The 23274-nt window shown below is 67.7% G+C and carries 18 protein-coding genes; 15 read left to right on the top strand and 3 right to left on the bottom strand.

The features are described from left to right. The first annotated feature begins 60 nt into the window (after positions 1-60). The 7 genes from LFT49_RS07270 (at position 61) to LFT49_RS07300 (ending at position 10214) form a co-directional block, all read left to right on the top strand. A complete protein-coding gene (locus tag LFT49_RS07270; RefSeq protein ID WP_236821667.1) occupies positions 61-765 on the top strand; it encodes a hypothetical protein in 705 nt (234 codons plus the stop codon). Continuing rightward, complete coding sequence (locus tag LFT49_RS07275; protein ID WP_237430164.1) at positions 762-5207, top strand: FtsK/SpoIIIE domain-containing protein; 4446 nt, start codon at positions 762-764, stop codon at positions 5205-5207. The genes LFT49_RS07270 and LFT49_RS07275 overlap by 4 nt, the downstream gene beginning before the upstream one ends. A 121-nt stretch (positions 5208-5328) precedes the next feature. Further along, positions 5329-5961 carry a hypothetical protein gene (locus LFT49_RS07280; RefSeq protein ID WP_236801813.1) on the top strand — a complete coding sequence of 211 codons (633 nt, stop codon included), beginning with the start codon at positions 5329-5331 and terminating at the stop codon, positions 5959-5961. Between the two features lie 111 nt (positions 5962-6072). After that, positions 6073-8367: an NAD-dependent DNA ligase LigA gene (gene ligA / locus LFT49_RS07285; protein ID WP_442863729.1), complete on the top strand. Its 2295-nt coding sequence runs from the start codon at positions 6073-6075 to the stop codon at positions 8365-8367. Continuing rightward, positions 8364-9173, top strand: coding sequence for an inositol monophosphatase family protein (locus LFT49_RS07290; protein ID WP_237430165.1), 810 nt, complete (start codon positions 8364-8366; stop codon positions 9171-9173). Before ligA ends, LFT49_RS07290 begins: the two co-directional genes overlap by 4 nt. 109 nt (positions 9174-9282) lie before the next feature. Next, positions 9283-9786 carry a GNAT family N-acetyltransferase gene (locus tag LFT49_RS07295; RefSeq protein WP_237430166.1) on the top strand — a complete coding sequence of 168 codons (504 nt, stop codon included), beginning with the start codon at positions 9283-9285 and terminating at the stop codon, positions 9784-9786. A 47-nt stretch (positions 9787-9833) separates the two neighbouring features. Further along, positions 9834-10214: a RidA family protein gene (locus LFT49_RS07300; protein WP_237430167.1), complete on the top strand. Its 381-nt coding sequence runs from the start codon at positions 9834-9836 to the stop codon at positions 10212-10214. 10 nt (positions 10215-10224) lie between these two features. Here LFT49_RS07300 and LFT49_RS07305 read toward each other — a convergent pair whose 3' ends face one another. Next, a complete protein-coding gene (locus tag LFT49_RS07305) occupies positions 10225-10887 on the bottom strand; it encodes a response regulator (RefSeq protein WP_237430168.1) in 663 nt (220 codons plus the stop codon). Then, the gene (locus LFT49_RS07310; protein WP_237430169.1) at positions 10880-12622 is read right to left on the bottom strand and encodes a sensor histidine kinase; all 1743 of its coding nucleotides are present in this window, start codon (positions 12620-12622) and stop codon (positions 10880-10882) included. Before LFT49_RS07310 ends, LFT49_RS07305 begins: the two co-directional genes overlap by 8 nt. Positions 12623-12853: 231 nt before the next feature. On the opposite strand from LFT49_RS07310, the gene LFT49_RS07315 reads away from it, so the two are divergent. The 5 genes from LFT49_RS07315 to LFT49_RS07335 all read left to right on the top strand — a co-directional run bounded on the left by LFT49_RS07315 (position 12854) and on the right by LFT49_RS07335 (position 18772). Continuing rightward, the gene (locus LFT49_RS07315; protein ID WP_236801819.1) at positions 12854-14335 is read left to right on the top strand and encodes a CitMHS family transporter; all 1482 of its coding nucleotides are present in this window, start codon (positions 12854-12856) and stop codon (positions 14333-14335) included. A gap of 146 nt (positions 14336-14481) precedes the next feature. Further along, entirely contained in the window at positions 14482-14778 is a 297-nt protein-coding gene (gatC, locus tag LFT49_RS07320) for an Asp-tRNA(Asn)/Glu-tRNA(Gln) amidotransferase subunit GatC (protein WP_175319340.1), read from the top strand. A gap of 2 nt (positions 14779-14780) precedes the next feature. Beyond that, complete coding sequence (gene gatA, locus LFT49_RS07325; RefSeq protein ID WP_236801820.1) at positions 14781-16352, top strand: Asp-tRNA(Asn)/Glu-tRNA(Gln) amidotransferase subunit GatA; 1572 nt, start codon at positions 14781-14783, stop codon at positions 16350-16352. Beyond that, positions 16352-17860 carry an Asp-tRNA(Asn)/Glu-tRNA(Gln) amidotransferase subunit GatB gene (gatB, locus tag LFT49_RS07330; RefSeq protein WP_236821676.1) on the top strand — a complete coding sequence of 503 codons (1509 nt, stop codon included), beginning with the start codon at positions 16352-16354 and terminating at the stop codon, positions 17858-17860. The genes gatA and gatB overlap by 1 nt, the downstream gene beginning before the upstream one ends. A gap of 204 nt (positions 17861-18064) precedes the next feature. Continuing rightward, entirely contained in the window at positions 18065-18772 is a 708-nt protein-coding gene (locus LFT49_RS07335) for a hypothetical protein (protein WP_236821677.1), read from the top strand. A gap of 23 nt (positions 18773-18795) precedes the next feature. On the opposite strand, the gene LFT49_RS07340 is transcribed toward LFT49_RS07335, so the two are convergent. Beyond that, positions 18796-19707: a LysR family transcriptional regulator gene (locus LFT49_RS07340; RefSeq protein ID WP_236801823.1), complete on the bottom strand. Its 912-nt coding sequence runs from the start codon at positions 19705-19707 to the stop codon at positions 18796-18798. A gap of 130 nt (positions 19708-19837) precedes the next feature. Here LFT49_RS07340 and tdh point away from each other — a divergent pair, with 130 nt between their 5' ends. The 3 genes from tdh to LFT49_RS07355 are packed head-to-tail and all read left to right on the top strand — an operon-like array spanning position 19838 to position 23273. Next, positions 19838-20884: an L-threonine 3-dehydrogenase gene (gene tdh, locus LFT49_RS07345; protein WP_237430170.1), complete on the top strand. Its 1047-nt coding sequence runs from the start codon at positions 19838-19840 to the stop codon at positions 20882-20884. A 21-nt stretch (positions 20885-20905) separates the two neighbouring features. Next, positions 20906-22102 carry a glycine C-acetyltransferase gene (locus LFT49_RS07350; RefSeq protein ID WP_236801825.1) on the top strand — a complete coding sequence of 399 codons (1197 nt, stop codon included), beginning with the start codon at positions 20906-20908 and terminating at the stop codon, positions 22100-22102. A gap of 40 nt (positions 22103-22142) precedes the next feature. Continuing rightward, positions 22143-23273 carry an NAD(P)/FAD-dependent oxidoreductase gene (locus LFT49_RS07355; protein ID WP_237430171.1) on the top strand — a complete coding sequence of 377 codons (1131 nt, stop codon included), beginning with the start codon at positions 22143-22145 and terminating at the stop codon, positions 23271-23273. Position 23274 lies beyond the last annotated feature (1 nt).

Consider the following 23274-nt stretch of genomic DNA (forward strand, 5'->3'; position numbering starts at 1 on the left):
AACAGCACACCACCAGTACTCCGGTTACCGGAACAGTTCTGCCTTAAGGAGGCGTGGATCATGGGGGATCTAGCAATAGACTTCTGCGGCGAATGGTATGAGCCATCGGACGACGACATCTTCAACATCGGCCGCGAGGGCGACCTTGAAGTGGATGACAACCCGTACCTGCACCGGCAGTTCCTGCAGGTGGCCAGGTACGACGGGATCTGGTGGCTCAGCAACGTGGGCAGCATGCTCTCCGCCACCGTTGCCGACGCATCCGGCGGCATGCAGGCCTGGCTGTCACCCGGCGCCCGGATTCCGCTGGTGTTCAGCCACACCAACGTGATCTTCACCGCCGGACCCACCACGTACGAGTTCGCCGTGCACCTGAAGACGCCCTCCTTCCGGCAGGAAGCCCGCGAAGGCGCCAGCAGCGGGGACACCACCATCGGCCCGGTGGTCTTCACCGACGCCCAGAAGGCGCTGATCGTGGCGCTCGCCGAGCCGGTGCTCCGGCGCGAAGGCACCGGCTTCAGCACCATCCCGTCCTCGGCGGCGGCCGCCAAGACCCTGGGATGGGCGCTGACCCGCTTCAACCGCAAACTCGACAATGTCTGCGACAAGCTGGACCGGGTGGGCGTGGTGGGGCTGCGCGGCGGCGGGGGCAAGCTGGCCACCAACCGCCGTGCCCGCCTGGTGGAACACGCCGTCACCACCCACCTGGTGACACCCGATGACCTGTACCTGCTCGAAAAGATGAGGGGCGTGGACGAAGGATGAGGATCCGGCTGACACTCCGCCGTGAACCCGCCGACGCCAAGGACCTGGCCGTCACGGTGGACGGCATGGCCACCGTGGCCGATATCGCCACCGTGTTGTGGGCGGCAGACCCGGACCGCAAGGGCACGCCCGCGCCGGACAACCTGTCCCTGCGGATCGATGAGGCCTTCGTGGGCGCCGGCATCAGCGGAAACATCCTGGCCCGCCAAGACAACCTCCTCGAATCGGGCCTGCGCCCCGGCTCTGTGGTCTCCCTGGCCCAGGTGAGCGAACAGTTCCACGAACCAGGGGCGAACCGGGGCCCGGCAGCTGCCACCCTGCGGGTGCTGTCCGGGCCCGACGTCGGCCGCGAATTTTCGCTGCCCACCGGCACCAGCTACATCGGCCGGGACAGGGACGTGGACATCCGGTTGACGGACCCACTCACGTCAAAGCGGCACGCCCGGATCACGGTGGGCGAGAGCATCGAAATCGTGGACACCAACTCCGCCAACGGGCTCCTCATGGACGGCCTGCCCGTCACGCGCGCCACCCTCAACTCCTCCGACACGGTGACCCTGGGGGACACCACTGTCACCGTGGTGCCGCTGGGGCACAACCATGCGGCAGCACCGACGTCGCCCCTGGTGGATTTCAACCGCTCCCCGCGGGTGGTGCCCCGGTTCGAGGTACCCAAGCGGGTCCTTCCCGCCGGGCCCAAGCGCCCGGAGGACCAGCCCTTCCCCTACATCATGCTGGTGGCGCCCCTGATGATGGGCGCGGTCATCTTCGCGGTGACGCAGAACGTGCTCTCCATGGTGTTCATGCTGATGATGCCCCTGTTCATCGTGGGCCACTACGTGGACACGAAGATGCGGACCCGGAAGCAGCAGAAGGAGCAGCTCAAGCAGTTCCGTGCCTCCATGGCCGCCTTCCGGCAGGACCTCACCGAGCTGCAGCAGGTGGAACGGGCGGTCCGGCTGCAGGAAGCGCCGTCCGTCAGCGACACCGTGGATGCCATCTATAAGCTTGGGCCGCTGCTGTGGACGCACCGGCCCGAGCACTCGTCCTTCCTGGGCCTGCGCTTTGGGCTGGGAACGGCGCCGTCGCGCATCCCGCTGGAAGAACCCTCCAACAACGACACCGAGGTCCAGTACGCCCGCGAGATCCAGGACTGCATCAAGCAGTTCAGCGAGATCGAAGGCGTTCCCGTGGTCTCCCAGCTGCGCACCTCCGGCGCCCTGGGCATCGCCGGGGCCCGCGGCCTGGTGGACGACGTTGCCCGCGGCATGGTCCTGCAGTTGGTGGGCCTGCATTCCCCGGCTGAGGTGGTCCTCACCGCCATCACGTCCGCCCAGTCGCGGGAACGCTGGAACTGGCTGCAATGGCTGCCGCACGTCGGCTCCGGCCACAGCCCGCTGGGCGGGGACCACCTGGCGGCCGGTTCGGCCGGCGGGTCCTCCCTGGTGGCCAGGCTCGAGGACCTGGTCGACGCGCGTGAAGCAGCAGCCAAGCGGACCGCGCCGGACCTGCGGCCCGGCATCGACCCCGTCAAGCACGAGCTGGAAGAGCCGGTCCTGCCCTCCGTGCTGGTCATCGTGGAAGACGACGCCCCGGTGGACCGCGGCCGCCTCACCCGGCTGGCCGAGCGTGGCCCGGATTCCGGCGTCCACGTCCTGTGGGTGGCCACCGACATCCAGGCCCTTCCTGCAGCCTGCCGCGACTTCATGGTGGTGGACGGCGACCACGGCACCACCACCGGCCAGGTCCGCCTGGGCCGCCACACCTACCCGGTCAGCTGCGAAAGCGTGGACGCGGAACTCGCCGCCCAGCTGGCCAGGATGCTGGCGCCCGTGGTGGACGTGGGCAAGCCCGTGAATGACGACTCCGACCTGCCCAGGGCTGTTTCCTACGCCACGCTGATCGGCAAGGACTTCCTGGACAACCCGCAGTCCGTGGCCGAACGCTGGACCGAAAACAACTCCGTGCACGCTACCGCCGTGGCCAACCGCAAGGACAACGGCACGCTGCGGGCCCTGGTGGGGTCCAAAGGCATCGAACCGCTGTACCTGGACCTGAAAAACGAAGGACCGCACGCGCTGGTGGGTGGCACCACCGGCGCCGGCAAATCCGAATTCCTGCAGTCCTGGGTCATGGGCATGGCCGCGGCGTACAGCCCGGACCGGGTCAGCTTCTTGTTCGTGGACTACAAGGGCGGGGCCGCATTCGCGGACTGCATCAACCTTCCGCACACCGTGGGCCTGGTGACAGACCTGTCCCCGCACCTGGTACGCCGCGCCCTCACGTCGCTGCGCGCCGAGCTGCACTACCGGGAACAGCTGTTGAACCGGAAGAAAGCCAAGGACCTGCTGGCCCTGCAGCGGGAGGCCGATCCCGAGGCGCCGCCGTACCTGATCATCATCGTGGACGAGTTCGCGGCCCTGGCCAACGACGTTCCCGAGTTCGTGGACGGCGTGGTGGACGTGGCTGCCCGTGGCCGCTCCCTGGGCCTGCACCTGATCCTGGCCACGCAGCGGCCAGCCGGCGTCATCAAGGACAACCTGCGCGCCAACACCAACCTCCGCGTGGCACTTCGCATGGCGGACGAGGATGATGCCACCGACATCCTGGGCGTCCCGGATGCCGCCTACTTCGACCCCGCCATACCAGGCCGCGGCGCCGCCAAGACCGGCCCCGGCCGCATCCAAGGGTTCCAGACCGGCTACGCGGGCGGCTGGACTACGGACAAGCCGCAACGGCCGCAAATCGACATCGTGGAGATGGCCTTCGGTTCCGGCCCCAGCTGGGAAGCGCCGGCCCCCGACAAGCCGGTGGCCCAGGAACCGGCCGGACCCAACGACATCGCCAGGATGACCTCCACCATCGTGCACGCCGCGGACACCCTGGCCATCCAGCCGCCGCGCAAGCCGTGGCTGGATGAGCTGGCCAAGACCTACGACTTCTCCAAGCTCCCCAACCCCCGCACCGACGAACAGCTCCTGCTCGGGGTGGCCGACGATCCTGTCCACCAGGACCAGCCCACCGTGTTCTACGAACCGGACCGGGACGGCAACATGGCCATCTATGGCACCGGCGGCTCCGGCAAGTCTGCGGCCCTGCGCGGCATCGCCATCGCCGCCGCGGTCACCCCGCGCGGCGGCCCGGTCCACGTGTACGGCATCGATTGCGGTTCTTCGGGGCTGCGGATGCTTGAGGAGCTTCCGCACGTGGGCGAGATCATCAACGGCGACGACGTGGAACGCGTCGGGCGCCTGCTGCGGCTCCTGCGGGACATCGCCGAACTGCGCTCGGCCCAGTTCGCCGAGGTCCGTGCCTCCACCATCGTGGAGTACCGGAAGCTGGCCAACCGGCCCGACGAGAAGCGCATCTTCGTGCTGGTGGACGGCATGTCCGCCTTCCGGGAGGCCTACGAGCACAGCAAGCTCTCCGGGCTCTGGGACATCTTCCTGCAGCTGGCAACGGACGGCCGCACCCTGGGCATCCACCTGGTGGTCACGGGGGACCGGCCCAACGCGGTCCCCGCATCGCTCCTGGCCTCCATCCAGCGCCGGCTGGTCCTGCGGCTCTCCAACGAGGACGACTACATTTCCATGGATGTGCCCAGGGACGTCCTCACCGCCAACTCGCCTCCGGGCCGCGGACTCCTGGACGGACTCGAAGTCCAGCTGGCCGTCCTGGGCGGCAACTCGAACCTGGCCCTGCAGGCCAGGGAAGTCCACAAGCTCAGCGAAGCGATGCTCCGGCAGGGGCTGGGCAGTGCTCCCGGCATCGAGCGGCTTCCGGAGCAGGTGGACCTGGACGTCCTGCCCGCCGGCAGCCCGGACCTGCCCGTCGTCGGCGTGGACGACGAGTCACTGCAGCCCGCCGAGATCATGGCCCGCGGCCCGCTGCTGCTGGCCGGCCCGCCCGGCGCCGGACGGACCGTAGCCCTGGTCACCCTGGCCTACGCGCTGCGGCGGTCCAACCCCGCCACTGAGCTGATCTACCTCGGATCCCGCCGGTCCGCCGTCGCCTCCCTCCCCATCTGGAACCGCTCGGTAGTGGGGCCGGACGACCTCGCCGAGGTGGTGGAGGACCTGGTGGAGCACTCCACCGGAAATCCGGGGACCGTGGCCTTCTTCATCGAAGGCCTGACCGAGTTCACCGACACCATCGCCGAGTCGGGCATGGCGCAGCTGGTCACCGCGTCGCTGAAGGCGGACCAATGGGTGGTGGGCGAGTCTGAATCCTCCACCTGGTCCAGTGCCTGGCAGCTGGCCCAGCCCTTCAAATCCGGGCGCCGCGGGCTGCTGCTCAACCCGGGGGACATCGAGGGCGACAGCCTGCTCAACACCTCGCTGGGCCGCGTCAGTCCCGAGTTCATCCCCGGCCGCGGCTACGTGGTGGGACGCGGCAAGGCGCGGAAGATCCAGGTGGCGCTGCCGCCTGAAAACCGGGACTGAACAGCCCGGACAACTGCGGGGCCGGCGCCGTTGCGGATTTGCGGCCCCGCAGGGCGCTGTAGAAGACTACCGGGGACACCAGAAAGCCGTGGTGGGGGGCTGCGCGCATCGAAAGGTAGCAATGACCCCGTCCGCACCGTTCCGCCACGCCGTTTCGACGACGGCATCCGCAGCCGTCCTGGCCCTCGCCTTTGGCTTCTTCCCAGCAGGCTCGGCACTCGCTGCAACCACTGCACCCTCGCCCGCTCCGGCGTCCGGCACGCAGGCCACCGACTGCGGGCTGATCTGTCTTCCCATCCTTGCCAGCAGCCCGGACACGGGCCAGAACGGGCGGCCGCGGAAATCCAAGGAACCGGCTCCGCCGCCCGCCCAGCCGGCACCCCCTGCCGAGCCGCCCGCCCAGCCTGCCCAGCCCCAGCCTCCGCAGGCAGATACGGCCCCGCAGCCCGCTGCCCCGGCACCTGATCCCGCCGCGATCCCTGCCACCGCAGGGGCGGACTTGGATGAGCCCGCGCCTGGCACCGCCTCGGCCGCAGCCGGTTACCGGCCTCCAACCGGTCCGTCCAGCGGCCAGGACTGGAACAGCCCCGTCACCCGGTCCGCCGCGCCAGCGCAGTTGGCTGCCGCAGCCCCTGTCCGAGGCCAGGCCCCCGGCGGCCCGGCCCTGCTGCCCATCGCCGCCGGAACGGTGCTGCTGGCCGTGTCAGCCGGCGCCTTTGCCTGGTGGACGCGCAACCGGCTCCGGTCGCACTGACCTGTTCCTGCGGCAACACTGCCTGGCTTCGGCGCTTCCCGGCCGCAGCGCTTACTGCCTGCCGCGCGGGCCTGCCGGGTGGCTGTCGGAGGTGTAGGGCAAGATAGGTCTGTGAGCACAGGACCAGGACCCGCAGAAAAGACCGCCACCCGGACCCCGGCACCGCACGAACCAGAGGCGATCCCCACCGAGGCCGTCCGCGAGGAATACGAAAACCTTGCGGACCTGGTGCGGAAGTATCGGTTCGCGTACTACCAGGAGGATGCTCCGCTGGTGTCGGACGCCGAGTTCGATGCCCTCTTCCGCCGGCTCGAGGAGATCGAGGCGCTGCACCCGGAACTGGTGGCCAACGATTCACCAACCCAGGAAGTGGGCGGCGAGGTCTCCGCCGCATTCGCGCCGGTGGAACACCTGCAGCGGATGTACAGCCTGGAGGACGTCTTCTCGCTGGAGGAGCTTGAGGCCTGGCTCAACCGGGCCGAGGCCAGCATCGAAAAAATCGGTGACGGCAGCGCCAAGGCAGCCTGGCTGACCGAACTCAAGATCGACGGCCTGGCAGTCAACCTCCTGTACCGGGACGGCAAGCTGGTGCGTGCCGCCACCCGCGGCGACGGCACCACGGGTGAGGACATCACCCACAACCTGCTCACCATCAAGGAAATCCCGCAGGAACTGCGCGGTACTGGCTTCCCGGCCGAGATGGAGGTACGGGGTGAGGTCTTCATCCCGTCCAAGGCCTTCGCCGAGTTCAACGAGGCACTGATCCAGGCCGGCAAGGCGCCGCTGGCCAACCCGCGGAACGCGGCAGCCGGGTCGCTGCGCCAGAAGGATCCGGCCGAGACTGCCAAGCGGCCGTTGAAGATGTTTGTGCACGGCATCGGCGCCCGGGAGGGGCTTGCCGCCGGCAGCCAGTCGGAGACGTACGGGCTGCTCAAGGACTGGGGCCTGCCGGTCAGCCCGTACTTCGAGGTGCTGGAAACCCGCGACGACGTGCTGGGCTTCATCAAGCGGTACGGCGACCAGCGCCACAAGCTGCTCCATGAGATCGACGGCATCGTGATCAAGGTGGATGATTTCGCCACCCAGCGGGCCCTGGGCAACACCACCCGCGTTCCCCGCTGGGCCGTGGCCTACAAGTACCCGCCCGAGGAAGTCCACACCAAGCTGCTGGACATCCAGGTCAACGTGGGCCGCACAGGCCGCGTCACCCCCTACGGCGTCATGGAGCCGGTCAAGGTCGCCGGTTCCACCGTGGAAATGGCCACCCTGCACAACCAGGACGTGGTCAAGGCCAAGGGCGTCAAGATCGGCGACATCGTAATCCTGCGGAAGGCGGGGGACGTCATACCCGAGATCGTGGGCCCGGTCCTGAACCTCCGCGACCAGCAGGACCCGCCGGTGCGCGACTTCGTCATGCCCACCGAATGCCCCTCCTGCGGCACGCCGCTGGCCCCCGCCAAGGAAGGGGACGTGGATGTCCGCTGCCCCAACGCCAGGTCGTGCCCGTCCCAGCTGCGCGAACGGGTGTTCCACGTAGCGGGCAGGGGTGCGTTCGACATCGAGGCCCTGGGCTGGGAAGCCGCCATCGCCCTTACCCAGCCCGCGGAGCCTGAGGTGCCGCCGCTGACTTCCGAAGCGCGGCTGTTCGAGCTCACCCCGGAGGACCTGGCCGGCGTCCGGATCCGGCGCGAGAAAAAGGTCAAGGGAGTCCCCACAGGCGAGTCCGAGCTGGTGCCGTATTTCTTCAGCAAGGGCACCGCCAAGTCGCCCTCCAAGCCCACCGCCACCACCCAGAAGCTCTTCAAGGAACTCGAAAAGGCCAAGACCCAGCCCCTGTGGCGCGTGCTGGTCGCCTTGTCCATCCGGCACGTTGGTCCCCGGGCATCGCGGGCCCTGGCCCAGGCGTTCGGCTCCATGGACCGCATCCGTGCAGCCTCCGAGGAGGAACTGGCCCACGTGGACGGGGTGGGCCCCACCATCGCCGCCGCTTTGAAGGAATGGTTCGCCGAGGACTGGCACCTGGAGATCATCGACCGCTGGGCCGCCGCCGGTGTCCGCATGGAGGACGAACAGGACGAGTCCATGCCGCGCACCCTCGAAGGGCTCACCGTGGTGGTCACCGGCTCCCTGCCCAACTTCAGCCGCGACGAGGCCAAGGAGGCCATCCTGCTCCGGGGCGGCAAGGCCGCGGGGTCCGTATCCAAGAACACCAGCTACGTGGTGGCCGGCGAAAGCGCCGGCAGCAAGCTGGACAAGGCAGAGCAGCTGGGGATCCGGGTGCTGGATGAGGATGGGTTCCGGCAATTGCTCGACGGCGGCCCCGCCGCTTTGGGTGACGCGGCAGCAGCGGACGAAGACGAGACGGAAGACGCGGCAATCGAAGACGAGACTGGGGAGAACGCATGACTTCCGCTTCGGAACTGCTGGAGGTGGCCCGGCAGGCTGCCGCCGCTGGTGCCCACGTCCTGTCCGGCCGCGACGGCAACGCCCTGGACGCGAGCAACAAGGGGGCGGCAGGGGACTGGGTCACCGCCTACGACGTCGCAGCCGAGAGTGCGGTGCGGGACGTCATTTCCGCGGCACGGCCCGGCGACAGCGTCACCGGTGAGGAGCAGGGAACCACCCGCCCCGCCGATCCCACCGGCTACCGCTGGTCCATTGATCCGCTGGACGGCACCACCAACTTCATCCGCAATATCGTCTACTACGCCACCTCGGTGGCGGTGGCGGATGCCGACGGCGTCTGGCAGGCCGGCGTCGTGAACGCGCCTGCGCTGGGCCGCGTGTACTACGCTGCCCGCGGCCAGGGTGCGTGGCTGGAGGAGCGGGGCGTCGTTACCAGGCTCGACGGCCCGGTTCCGGGGCGCGCCGGGCAGATCCTGGCCACAGGGTTCAGCTATGAACCCGAGATCCGCGTCCAGCAGGCTGCGGCCTTCGGTACTTTGATGGACGGCTTTGCCGATGTCCGCCGGCTTGGCTCCGCTGCCCTTGACCTGTGCATGGTGGCCGATGGAACCCATGACGCCTACGGCGAGCGCGGACTGAACGAGCACGACTTCTCGGCCGGCGCCCTGATCGCGGAGGAAGCCGGCTGCTGGGTGCGCAGGCCGCGCCTCACCAGCCCCCTTGACGGCGGCCCCGCGGACGATGAGCGACTGGACGCCTGGACGTGCGCCGCCAGCCTGGAACTGTCCGGCAAGTTCCCGCTGTAGGGGAGCGTTCCAGGCAGCCGCACGTGCTCCAGTCGCCCGTAGTGATAGTTCGATCACGGAAAGCACTGTTCCGCCCGAGGGCAGGCACGGGAGCTACTACCATTGACGGGTGCACAAGCAGTTGACCATCCGTCCCGCCGTCAAGGCCGATTTCGCGGCCGTCGCCCGCATCACCGGCGACTCCTACCTTTCCGCAGGCTACTTTGACGACCCCGCCCACCCGTACATGGTCAAGATCATGGACGTTGCGGCCCGCGCCCAGCAGGCCACCATCTGGGTGGCAGAACGGGAAGGGATCGTCATCGGTTCAGTCACCCTGGCGCTGGCCGGGGAACCGTACGCGGACATCGCCCTGCAGGACGAGCTTGAATTCCGCATGCTGGTGGTGGACCCGGCCGTCCAGCGCAGCGGTGCCGGTAAGGCCATGGTGGACGCCATCCTTAATCACGCGAAAACCCTTCCCGGCATCAAGGCAGTGTCCCTCACCACCGGCCAGGCCTGGGAAAGCGCGCACGGACTGTACCGCAAGACCGGGTTCCAGCGCGTGCCCGAGCGGGACTGGTTCGTTCCCGGCACCGACACAAAACTGCTGGTTTATCGGCGCGACCTGTAGCAGCCCTACAGTGGTGGCGACCCATTCCAGCTTTGAAAGGCCCACCCATGCGCAAAACCTTCGGCAGCGGATCCGTCTGGGAACAGACCCTCGGTTACTCCCGTGCCGTCCAGGTGGACAACACCCTCTACATCTCCGCCACTGCGGCCAGCGGCGAGGACGGAGTGGTGGGCGATGACTTCTACACCCAGACCCAGTACATCCTGCAGAAACTGGGCAAGGTCCTGGCCGACGCCGGCTTCGCCTACGAGGACGTGGTGCAGTCCAAGCTGTACCTGACGGACATCAGTAAATGGGAAGAAGCCGGCCGGGCGCACGGCGAGGTGTTCGGCGAGATCCGCCCCACCCTCTCCCTGGTCCATGTGCTCCCGTTCCTGGACCCGAAGATGCTCGTTGAGATCGAACTGGTCGCCCAGAAGAGCGCCTAGGTTTCTTGCCCTACCTTCCCGGCAGGCCGTAGCGGTGCTCCGGCCTGCCGGTGGTGCCGTAGCGGAGCTGGATGTCCACTGCGCCGTCGTCGGCCAGTGAAGACAGGTAGCGCTGGGCGGTTGCCCGGGAGACGCCCACGCGGGAGGCCACTTCGGCGGCAGAGTACTGCTCGCCCGGGGCCAGTGACTCCAGCACCGCCGCCTCGGTTGCCGAGCGGGGTTTCGACGACGGCGTGACGTCGCCCGGAATCAGCGACCGTTTGGCACGTTCCACCGCCTCCTGGTCCAGTGCGCCCGGCTGGGCCAGGAGGCGCCGGTACCGGGCGTAGGAGCGCAGCTGCTGGGACAGCGACTCGGACGTAAAGGGCTTGAGCAGGTACCCCAGGGCGCCGCGGCGGAATGCCACCCGGACGGATGCGGCGTCGGAGGCAGCGCTGAGGATAATCGTGTCCACATCCAGCTGCTGGAGCAGGTCCAGGCCGGAGGCATCGGGAAGGTAGACGTCCAGCAGCACCAGGTCAGGCCGCAGGCTGTGGATGGCCTGCAGCGCCAGCGACGCCGTGCCAACCGGGGCCAGGGCAAGGAAGCCCGCCACCGAGTCCACATAGGCGGCGTGCAGCTTGGCCACATGGAAGTCGTCGTCCACGATCAGAACCCGAAAATCGTCAGCCATTTCCGTCCTTTCCGGCTGCCCCCGGATTACTGTTGGCAGGGTTGCCTGCCGTGGTGTGCGGAAGGGTGGCCATGAACACGGCTCCCGGCCCGCCCTTCGTCCCGCGTTCGAGCACCCTTACGTCACCGCCGCGGCGCCGGGCCAGCTGGCGCGCCAGGGCAAGCCCGAAGCCCTGGCCGCCGCCGGCGCGGACGGGACCGGAAGAGGTGGTGAAGCCCTCGGCAAACACGTGCTCCGTAGCCGTTCCCTCTGCCAGCCCGTCACCAGAGTCCGCGACCACCACGTGCAGTGTGCCGCCGTCGTCGCCTGGCTCGTCCAGCACCTCAAGCTCAACCCACCGGTCCGTCGCTGAGCCCGCCACAGCCGCATTGACGGCATTGTCGATCAGGTTCCCCAGCACCGTGGTGACATCCTGGGCATCTGTGACCTGCCCGCGGACCAGGGTTTCCGGTCCAATGCGCAGCGTGACGCCGCGCTCGTCAGCCTCCACGCCCTTGGCGCCCACGAACGCCTGCAGGTACGGGTCCTGGAGCAGCTCGGCCTGGTCCACCGGAAACTTCAGCGGACCGGTGGCCGCCAGCGTGGCCAGGTAATCGCGTGCTTCCTGGTGCTGCCCGATGCCCAGGAAGCCGGCGAGCGTGTGTAGCTGATTGGCAAACTCGTGGCGTTGTGCCCGCAGCGCAGTGGACATGGTCCCTACCGCATCCAGTTGCCGCGTCAGCCCCTGCAGTTCCGTCCGGTCGCGCAGCATGATCACCCAGCCCAGGTCCTCCCGCCGGTGCAGCGCCTTGCGGGCGTTCACCACCAGCACCCGGCCGCCGGCCACCAGCTCCAGGGCGTCAAGTGTTGAACCTGCGGCGCCGGTTACGCGGGGGACCGCCCGCGTGAGCGTCTTCAGCTGCTCTGGCACCGGCGCATTCTCCCACCGCGTGCCGGACAGGTCGGGCAGTCCCAGCAGTCGCTGCGCGGCGGCGTTGAACACGCTGATCCGGCCGTCGGCACTGATGCCAATGACGCCGTCGTCCACGCCCTGCAGCACCGCCACCTGGTCGTGCACCAGCGTGCTGATCTCCTCCGGTTCCAACCCCAGGGTGAGGCGTTGCAGCCGGCGGCGCAGCAGGAAGGAGCCCAGGACCCCGGCGAGCAGGGCGCCCGCGGCCGTCAGGGCCACCGGTCCGATGTCGCGGGCCACGCTCTGGGCCACGGTTTCCATGGAGTAGCCCACGCTCACCTCGCCCACCACCATGCCGGTGCCCGGAGCGTACACCGGAACCTTCGCACCGGCGGAGGGGCCAAGCGTCCCGGTGTTCCGGGTGGTGACCTCCTGCCCGGACAACGCCTCGGACGGGTCGGTGCTGACCTTTTCACCAAGCCGGTGCGGATCAGGATGGGCCAGCCGGATGCCGGTTTCGTCGGTAATCACCACGAACAGTGCTCCGGTCCGGGTACGGGCAGCCTCGGCCGATGACTGAAGGGGCCCGGCCAGGAGTTCGGCGGGCGGAGGAGTGCCGGGCTGTTCACTGATGGCTTGCACGTTGGCGCGGGTTTCCGGGTCGGAGGCCACGGTCCGGGCCAGGGTCAGCGCCTGGTTCTCCGCATCGCTGCCTACCCGGTCATAGGTGAGCCAGGCGTGCACGGCGGCGCTGAGCAGCACCACCAACAGCACTACCGCCAGCTGCAGCAGCAGCGTCTGGGTGGAAAACCGCACCGGCTGCCGGGGCACGGGACGCTGCATTCATCCTCCTTGACGGGTCTGGCGCGGGTTTAGCGGGTTGTGGCGCTGCGCTCCAAGGGTGCCGTGGCAGCACGAAAAGTGCGAAAAGCCCGGTGAGCACAATGAGCAAAATGCTCCAAATAAGCAGTATGCCAATCAATTGAGCCAAAGGCACTGCCGTGACGGCCGCCACCCTACAGTCTGTAGCACGCATCACACCGCCGTGGTGCTGTTCACAAGAAGGAGCCGGCTGTGCTGGTAATACTTGGATTCGCCATGATCGCGGTATTCATGGTGCTGATCATGACGAAGAAGTTGACGCCAGTGCTGGCGTTGATCATTGTCCCTACTGTTTTTGGCCTCTTCGCCGGCGCCGGCCTGGGCATCGGCGATATGGTGATGGACTCCATGAAGTCCATGACGTCCACCGCGGCCCTGCTGATGTTCGCCATCATCTACTTCGGCCTGATGATCGACGTCGGGCTGTTTGACCCGCTGGTGAAGTTCATCCTCCGCAAGCTGGGCAATGACCCCGCCAAGGTCGTCCTGGGCACCGCCATCCTGGCCGCTGCCGTATCGCTGGACGGCGACGGCTCCACCACCTTCATCCTCACCACCGCGGCCATGCTGCCGGTCTACCTGCGCCTCAAGATGAGCCCCGTGGTCCTCACCTGCGTGGCCGGCCTGGCCAACGGCACCATGAACATCCTGCCGTGGGGCGGCCCCACGGCCCGCGCCGCCACCGCCCTCAAGATCGACGTCAACGACGTCTTCGTCCCCATGATCCCTTCCCTGGTGGCCGGCCTGGTCGTGGTCTTCGCCTTCGCCTGGCTGCTCGGCCTGCAGGAACGAAACCGGCTCCGCGCCACTGCGCCGGAGATCTGGAGCGTGCCGGACACTGCCGAAGAGTTCGACGGCGGCAGCCCGGCGGGTGCCGCGGGCACCGGTGTTGGCACCGGCCGACGCAAGGGCGGCAACCCCGGCGGAGCAGCCCCCGCCGTCGACGGCTTCCCGGCCGGATCCTCCGTGGCCGTGCTGGAGCGCAACGACACCGCTACTGAAAACGGCGGCGCCGGACTTGCCGACACCGCCCTTGATCCCAACCGCAGCACCCTGCGGCCCAAGCTGTTCTGGTTCAACCTGGCCCTGACGGTCGCCGTCATGGTGGTGCTCGTGGCCAACGTCATCCCGCTGCCGTTCGTGTTCATGGTTGGCGCCGCGATCGCCCTGCTGGTCAACTTCCCCAAGGTCAAGGACCAGGGCGCCCAGCTGATTGCGCACGCACCGTCCATCGTGGCCGTGGTCAGCATGGTCATGGCCGCCGCCGTCCTCACCGGCGTCCTCAAAGGCACCGGCATGGTGGAAGCCATGTCCGCCTGGCTGGTCCAGATCATCCCGTCCTCCATGGGCCCGTTCATGGCCGTCATCACCGGCGTGCTCAGCATCCCCATGACGTTCTTCATGAGCAACGACGCGTTCTACTTCGGCGTGCTGCCGGTCCTCAGCGAGACCGCCGCCCACTATGGCGTCGGAGCCGCGGACATGGCCCGTGCCTCCATCACCGGCCAGCCGTTCCACCTCCAGAGCCCGCTGGTTCCGGCCATCCTGCTGCTGGTGTCGCTGGCCAAGGTTGACCTCGGTGACCACCACAAGAAGGTCCTCTGGCGCACCGCCGTGATCTCGCTTGTAATGCTCGGGGTCGGGATGCTGACCGGAGCCATTGGGATCGGTTAGTCTGTAGCTGCCCGCGCTCCCGTCCCCGTGACCGGACCGGGCATCGAAGGTGCCCGTCTGACGCCCGCTGGGGGATGTCAGACGGGCATCTGCGTTTCCGCACTAGACTGGATCGGAAAACAATTCGAACTTTGCAGGGGAGATCCATGGCTGCGATCAACCGTGACGACGTCGCGCATCTCGCGCGTCTCGCTCACATCGAGATGAGTGCCGAAGAGCTGGACAGGATGGCCGGCGAGCTCGCCGTCATTGTCGATTCGGTCAAGTCCGTCAGCGAGGCCGCCGGGGACGACGTTCCGGCCACCTCGCACCCCATTCCGCTCACCAACGTGTTCCGCGACGACGTCGTGGGGCACACCTTCACGGCGGAACAGGCCCTCTCCGGCGCCCCGGATTCCGATGAAAACCGTTTCAAGGTCCCGGCCATCCTGGATGAGGCATAACCATGACTGAACAAAACTCCACCGGCACCAGCGCCGACGCCCTGGTCCGACTGTCCGCCGCGCAGCTGGCCGAAAAGCTCGCCGCCCGCGAGGTCACCGCCGTCGAAGTGACCCAGGCTTACCTGGACCGCATCGCCGCCGTTGACGGCAAGGTCAACGCCTTCCTGCACGTTAACGCCGAGGAAGCCCTGGCCGTCGCGGCCGAGGTGGACGCGATCCGTGCCGCCGGGGGTGCCGAAGCCGAGGCCCTGCACGTCCTGGCCGGTGTTCCCATCGCGGTCAAGGACCTGATTGTCACCATCGGCCAGCCCACCACGGCAGGCTCCAAGATCCTCGAGGGCTGGCAGAGCCCCTACGACGCAACGGTCGTGGAACGCCTGCGCGCCGCCAAGATGCCCATCCTGGGCAAGACCAACCTGGACGAATTCGCCATGGGCTCCTCCACCGAGCACTCGGCCTTCGGCCCCACCCGCAACCCGTGGGACCTTGACCGGATCCCCGGCGGTTCCGGCGGCGGTTCCGCGGCCGCCGTTGCCGCCTTCGAAGCGCCCCTGGCCCTGGGAACGGACACCGGCGGCTCCATCCGCCAGCCCGGTGCCGTTACCGGAACCGTCGGCGTGAAGCCCACCTACGGCAGCGTCTCCCGCTACGGCGCCATCGCCATGGCCTCCTCGCTGGACCAGATCGGTCCCGTCACCCGCACGGTGCTGGACTCCGCCCTGCTGCATCAGGTCATCGGCGGGCACGATCCCCGTGACTCCACCTCCCTGCCCGAACCCCTGGCTGACCTCGTTGCCGCCGCGAAGACCGGCAACGTGGAGGGACTGCGGATCGGCATCATCAAGGAACTGCACGGCGAGGGCTACCAGGCCGGCGTCGAAAACCGCTTCAACGACGCCCTCGAGCTGCTCAAGGAAGCCGGCGCCGAGATCGTTGAGGTCTCCTGCCCCAACTTCCAGTACGCCCTGGGCGCCTACTACCTGATCATGCCTTCCGAGGCCTCTTCCAACCTGGCCAAGTTCGACGGCGTCCGGTACGGCCTGCGCGTCCTCCCCGAAGAGGGCCCCATGACCATTGAACGCGTCATGGGTGCCACCCGCGCCGCCGGCTTCGGCGACGAGGTCAAGCGCCGCATCATCCTGGGCACGTACGCCCTGTCCGCGGGCTACTACGATGCCTACTACGGCTCCGCCCAAAAGGTCCGCACCCTGGTGCAGCGGGACTTCGAGGCTGCCTTCGCGCAGGCCGACGTCCTGATCTCGCCCACCGCCCCCACCACGGCCTTCCCGCTCGGTGAAAAACTGGACGATCCGCTGGCCATGTACCTCAACGACGTCGCCACCATCCCGGCCAACCTGGCCGGCGTGCCCGGCCTGTCGCTGCCCGGCGGGCTGGCGGACGAGGACGGGCTGCCCGTTGGCATCCAGCTGCTGGCCCCGGCCCGCGAGGATGCCCGCCTGTACCGGGTGGGTGCGGTCCTGGAGTCGCTGCTCGAAGCGAAGTGGGGCGGCCCGCTGCTGGCCCAGGCTCCCGACCTTGCGGCTGAAACCCTCGAAACCCAGGAGGCAAAATAATGAGCACTGACGAAATCCTGAGCTTCGATGAGGCCATGGAGAAGTACGATCCCGTCCTGGGGTTCGAGGTCCATGTGGAGCTGAACACCAAGACCAAGATGTTCTCCTCCGCCCCGAACGTCTTCGGCGATGAGCCCAACACCAATGTCAATGAAGTGGATCTGGGCATGCCCGGCGTCCTGCCCGTGGTGAACAAGACCGCCGTGGAATCCTCCATCAAGATCGGCCTGGCGCTGAACTGCAAGATCGCCGAATCCTGCCGCTTCGCCCGGAAGAACTACTTCTACCCGGACACCCCCAAGAACTTCCAGACCTCCCAGTACGACGAGCCCATCGCGTACGACGGCTACCTGGACATCGAGCTTGAGGACGGCACCGTGTTCCGCGTTGAGATCGAGCGCGCGCACATGGAGGAGGACGCCGGCAAGCTGACCCACATGGGCGGCGCCACCGGCCGCATCCACGGCGCCGACTTCTCCCTGGTGGACTACAACCGTGCCGGCGTGCCGCTGGTGGAAATCGTCACCAAGCCCATCGAGGGCGCAGGCTCGCGCGCGCCGGAGCTGGCCAAGGCGTACGTGGCCGCTGTCCGGGAGATCGTGAAGAACCTGGGTGTGTCCGACGCGAAGATGGAACGCGGCAACGTCCGCTGCGACGCCAACGTCTCGCTCCGCCCGCACGGCCGCGAACGGTTCGGCATCCGCTCCGAAACCAAGAACGTGAACTCGCTGCGCGCCGTCGAACACGCTGTCCGCTACGAGATCCAGCGCCACGCAGCCGTCCTGGATTCCGGCAACCCGGTTGTCCAGGAAACCCGGCACTGGCACGAGGACACCCGGACCACCACCTCGGGCCGGCCCAAGTCCGACGCCGACGACTACCGGTACTTCCCGGAACCGGACCTGGTCCCCGTGGTTGCCTCCCGGGAATGGGTGGAGGAGCTGCGCGCCACCCTGCCCGAGCCTCCGGCCGAGCGCCGCAAGCGCCTCAAGGCTGACTGGGGCTACTCCGATCTCGAGTTCCGTGACGTGGTGAACGCCGGGGTCCTGGACGAGATCGAGGAAACCATTGCCGCCGGCGCCTCGGCCTCCGTGGCCCGCAAATGGTGGATGGGCGAGATCGTGGGACGCGCCAAGGCCGCCGACGTTGACCCCGGCCAGCTGGGCGTCGAGCCGGCCACCATCGTGGAGCTCGCCCGCATGGTGGAGGCCGGCAAGATCAACAACAAGATGGCCACGCAGGTGCTGGACGGCGTGCTCGCCGGCGAAGGCACCCCGGAAGAGGTTGTCGCAAAACGCGGCCTCGCCGTGGTGTCCGACGACGGCCCCCTCCTGGAAGCCATCGACGCCGCGCTCGCCGCCCAGCCCGACGTTGCGGAGAAGATCCGCGGCGGCAAGGTCCAGGCCATCGGCGCGATCGTGGGCGGGGTCATGAAGGCCACCCGCGGCCAGGCCGACGCCGGCCGCGTCCGCGAACTGATCCTGGAGAAGCTGGGCGTCACCGTCTAGCAAACCCACCCAACTGGGTTGCAGTTGTTGTCGTTTTGAGCCCTCATAACGACAACAACTGCGACCCAGTTGCGCTTTAAGTACTCAGGCGGCCGTCACAGAAAGTACCCGTGGTTGAGCGTGCGCATCACCCTTACACTTGAGGCCAGGTGAGCCGGTGCCCCGGGCCGGGAGTTGCGGCGCGAAGGTGCGGGAGGAACAACCATGGTGGTCCGGGAATCAATGAGGGTGCGCAAGGCCGCGCTTGCCGGGGCGGTGGCCCTTGCGCTGACCGGCACGGGGGCTGCCCTTGCCTGGTCGGCCACGGGCACGCCCACCCCCTCGCCGTCACAATCGGCACCGCAATCCGCCCCAGGCCATTCAGGCAGCGCGCCCGGACAGCAAAACAAGCAGGACAAGAAAGCCCAGCGTCCCCAGCCACTTCATGGCGAGGAGGTGGTCAAGAACGCGGATGGCACCTTCCAGACCGTCCTGGAACAGCGGGGGACGGTGGAATCGGTCAGCGGCTCGGCCATCACGGTCAAGAGCGAGGACGGCTTCATCCAGACCTACACCGTCAACGGCGACACGAGAATCACCAGGATTCCTCCGGCAGCAGCGGATGGTTCCGCGCCTACTGCCAGCCCGGACGCGCCAGCCAGCCCACGCATGCCGGCCAGCCCGGGAGCAAAGCGCGACGACGGCAAGAGGCTTAAGCCGACGGACGGAACCATCGCGGACATTGCCGCAGGGGATGCCGTCCGCATTGCAGGCGTCAAGGACGGGGACAATGCCACGGCCAAGCGGATCGTGAAGGGCGCCGGTGACAAGCCCGGCCCTGGGCTGGGGCATGGTTTGGGCGGCGCGCCGGGACACGGTCAAGGCCTTGGCCACAAGATGGGCAAAGACCACCAGGACGACCAGGGCGCCTGACTTTTTCAGCCCCGCTGCACTTTTCAGCCCTGGCGCACCAGCCCCGCCATGATGTCCTCAAGTGCCTCGCACACCATCACCACCGCCCGCCGCTTCAGGTTCTCCGGCCGGGCCAGCAGGTCGATCCTGCGCCGGGTGCTGATCCCCGCCAGCGGGCGCAGCACGATGTCCGGGTTAAGCACCGGCCCTGCCGTGTACCTGGGGAGCAGTCCCACCACGCCGCCGGTGGCCACCAAGGCCGCCACCGTCGAGTAGTCGTTGATGCGGTGGACGATGTTCGGTTCCCGGCTGGAAACGGCAGCGACGGCGGCAAGAACGTCGGCGGGGGAGTAGCCAGGGTGGCTGGTCACCCAGGCTTCGGCGCCGACGTCGTCCGCTGTCACCGTGTCCTTCTGCGCCAAGGGGTGGCCGGCGGGCAGTGCCACGTCGAGGGGTTCGTGCGCCAGGGGGATGACGGCTACCCGTTCCGCCGGCCACCGCGGGCTGTGGTCCATGCGGTGCGCCAGCACCAGGTCGTAACGGGCAGTGAGGGCGGGAAAGTCCTGCTGCGCAACATCCTCGTCGGAGAGCTCGATCCGCGGATGCTCCGGCCGGTCCAGCATCCTGGCCAGCGGCGCGAACAAAGCCTGTCCCGCGCTGTGGAACCCGCTGACCGTCACCCTGCCGGCGGGAGAGCCATGATAGGTCCGCAGCGCGCCGCGGGCCTCGGCCATGGCGCTGACGACGGCGGCACCGGCGTCGGCGAGGACCTGGCCGGCTTCGGTGAGCACCAGGTTCCGGCCCTCCTTGCGCGTCAGGGGCACCTCCACGCTGCGCTGCAGGTGGGCCAGTTGCTGCGACACTGCCGACGGGGTGACCATGAGCGTGTCGGCCACCGCCTTCACGCTGCCCAGGGCACCGAGTTCCCGCAGAATTTCGAGTTGATGAACCTCCATGGCTCCAGTCTAATCATTAGCTATTACTACATCGTTGATTGAGAAAAATGCTGTTGTGCTTACGCGTGCTCGGCGCTTCAATGGGGATGACATACCCCGCAAACGTGAACCCCAATCAGTAAGGATGCCAATGAAGGCCCTTTATAAGGCTGGCCCGCAGGCCGGTTTCGAACTCGTCGAGCGGCCCGAACCAGAGGCCGGGCCGGCGGACGTGAAGATCCGGGTCATGACCACCGGCATTTGCGGCACGGACCTGCACATCCAGTCCTGGGATCCATGGGCGCAGGGGATCATCGAGGCTCCCCTCATTGCCGGCCATGAGTTTTATGGCGAAGTGGTGAAGGTGGGCGACGACGTCCGGGAGGTCAAGGTAGGCGACCGGGTCTCGGGCGAAGGGCACGTGGTGTGCGGCATCTGCCGGAACTGCCGCGCAGGACGCCGCCAGATGTGCATCCACACCGTCAGTGTGGGTGTCCAGCGTGACGGTGCCTTTGCCGAGTACGTGGTGATCCCCGAAACCAACGTCTGGGTCCACCACGACCCTTCAGTCACCCCGGAGCTTGGCGCCATCTTCGACCCGTTCGGCAACGCCACCCACACCGCGCTGAGCTTCCCGCTGGTGGGCGAGGACGTCCTGATCACCGGCGCCGGCCCCATTGGACTGATGGCCATCGCCGTCGCCCGCCACGCGGGTGCACGCAAAATCGCCATCACGGACGTTTCCAAGCCACGGCTCGACCTGGCCCGGCAGCTCGGAGCCGACCTTGCCATCGACGTCTCCACCACCCGGGTGCGCGACGCCCAACGTGAGCTGGGCATGCGCGAAGGCTTCGACGTCGGAATGGAAATGTCCGGGCACCCTTCCGCGCTGCCTGAGATGATCGACAACATGAACCACGGTGGCCGGATCGCCATGCTGGGGCTGCCCAGCCAGGAGATCACCATCGACTGGGGCAAGGTGGTCACCCACATGCTCACGCTCAAGGGCATCTATGGCCGCGAGATGTACGAAACCTGGTACGCCATGAGCGCCATGCTCTCGTCCAACCCGGTGCTCCACGCCGGAATCTCCGCCGTGGTCACGGACGCACTGCCGGCCGCGGACTGGGAGAAGGGCTTCGAGATTGCCCGCAGCGGCGTGGGCGGCAAGGTTGTCCTGGACTGGACCCGACTCTAAGACCCGATACTAAGGAACCCCATGTACACCTCCATGAAGGATCAGCTCCACGACGAGCTGGAAGAAATCCGCGCGGCCGGGCTCTACAAGACCGAACGCAGCATCAGCTCACCGCAGTCCAGCCACATCACCGCCGGACAGATCGGCGGCCCCGGCGCCGACGTGCTGAACTTCTGCGCCAACAACTACCTGGGACTGGCTGACCATCCTGACATCATCAGCACCGCCAAGGCCGCCATGGACGAGCGCGGTTTCGGGATGGCCAGCGTCCGTTTCATCTGCGGCACCCAGGACCTGCACCTGGAACTGGAAGCCCGGGTCGCCAAGTTCCTGGGTACCGAGGACACCATTCTGTTCTCCAGCTGCTTCGACGCCAACGGCGGGGTGTTCGAGTCCCTCTTCGGGGCCGAGGACGCCGTCATCTCCGATGCCCTGAACCACGCCTCCATCATCGACGGAATCCGCCTGTGCAAGGCACAGCGGTACCGGTACGCCAACCAGGACATGGCGGACCTGGAAGCCAAGCTGGTGGAAGCGAAGGACGCCCGCCGGAAGATCATCGTCACCGATGGCGTGTTCTCGATGGACGGCTACCTTGCCCCGCTCGAGGCCATCTGCGACCTCGCCGACAAGTACGGCGCCCTGGTGATGGTGGACGACTCCCATGCCGTGGGCTTCATGGGTGCCACAGGTGCGGGTACTCCCGAACACGCCGGTGTCAGTGACCGCGTGGACATCTACACGGGCACCTTCGGCAAGGCGCTGGGCGGAGCCTCGGGCGGTTACGTGTCCGGCCGCAGGGAGATTGTCGCCATGCTCCGCCAGAAGGCACGGCCCTACCTGTTCTCCAATTCCCTGGCTCCGGCCATCGTTGCAGCCACGCTCAAGGCGCTGGACCTGGTGGAAAGCTCCGGTGACCTGCGGCGCAGGCTGTTCGAAAACGCCGAACTCTTCCGCCGCCGCATGACCGAGGAGGGGTTCGACCTGCTTCCGGGCGAGCACGCCATCGTCCCGGTGATGTTCGGTGATGCCGTGATGGCCGCCAAGGTGGCCGACCGGATGCTGCAGCACGGAGTCTTCGTCACCGCCTTCAGCTTCCCCGTGGTTCCGCGGGGTGCCGCAAGGATCCGGGTGCAGCTTTCCGCCGCACATTCAGCGGACGACGTCGAAGCGTGCGTTCGTGCCTTCGTCGCCAGCCGTGACGAGGCGGCAGCCTGACACCTGCCGCACCCCAGCTGAATTCTGCAAGGATGGACCGATGGCAGCTCATTACGATGTCCTGATCGTGGGCGGCGGCATTGCCGGCCTCTCCCTTGCGTCCGCGCTCGCGGGCCGCTGCAGTGTTGTCCTGGTGGAGGCGGAGCAGGAGCTGGCGTACCACACGTCCTCCCGCTCCGCCCGACAGCTGATCCCCAGCTACGGGCCGCCGGTGGTCCAGGAACTCACCGTCCGGACCCTGGAGCTGCTCGCGGCCCGGGACGCGGAACTCCCGGAACCGGTCCTGACGCCGCGCAGCTTCATGCTGATCGGCTCCGAGGCTGAGGTGGCCGCGGAAGCCAGTGGGCACATGCAGCCCATCTCCGTGGAGCGCGCCCTGGAGCTCTGCCCGGCCCTGAAGCCCGGAACCTTTGCTGCCGCGGGACTAGATACTGGATCCTTTGGCTGCAACGCCCCGCTGCTCCTGGAAGAACATCGCAAGCGGGCGCTCGCCGCCGGCGCCGACATCATCACCGGCGCCCGAGTCCATTCGGCGCAACGGCTGGGTTCGGGCTGGCAGGTGGGTGCCGGTGCCGAGGGGTTCGAAGTGGGAGTGATGGTCAACGCCGCGGGAGCCTGGGCGGACGAGCTCGCGGTGATCAGCGGCGTCGAAAAGCTGGGCCTGCAGCCGTACCGGCGCACCGCGGCGATTGCCGCCGTCGAACGTCCCCTTCCTGGCGCCACTCCAATGGTGGCTGCCGCAGACAACACGTTCTATTTCCGCCCCGACGGCCGCGACGTCCTGATTTCGCCGTCGGAGACCGTTCCCAGTGGCCCCGAGGATGCACGCCCGCGCCCCGGAGACGTGGAACGCCTGGTGGAGAAACTGAACGCCTTCACCAGCCTGGGGATTACGGAAGTCCGGCGGGCGTGGACGGGGCTGCGGACCGAAGCCGCGGACGGAGTTCCGGTTGCGGGATTCGACGCCGAAGCGGCAGGGTTCTATTGGCTGGCGGGGCAGGGCGGATATGGGTTCCAGACCTCGGCAGCCCTGGCGGAGTTCGCGGCCGCCCAGATCCTTGCCGGGCAGGACTCCTCCGGAGGTACTGCCTTCGTTGCCGGCGCAGCCGACGGTCCGGCATCCCGGACAGCGCAGGCCCTGGCCGCCACACGCTGGTCCATCCGGCGTTGAA

Origin of the sequence: Arthrobacter sp. FW306-06-A, assembly GCF_021870055.1 — a bacterium.
Lineage (GTDB): Bacteria > Actinomycetota > Actinomycetes > Actinomycetales > Micrococcaceae > Arthrobacter.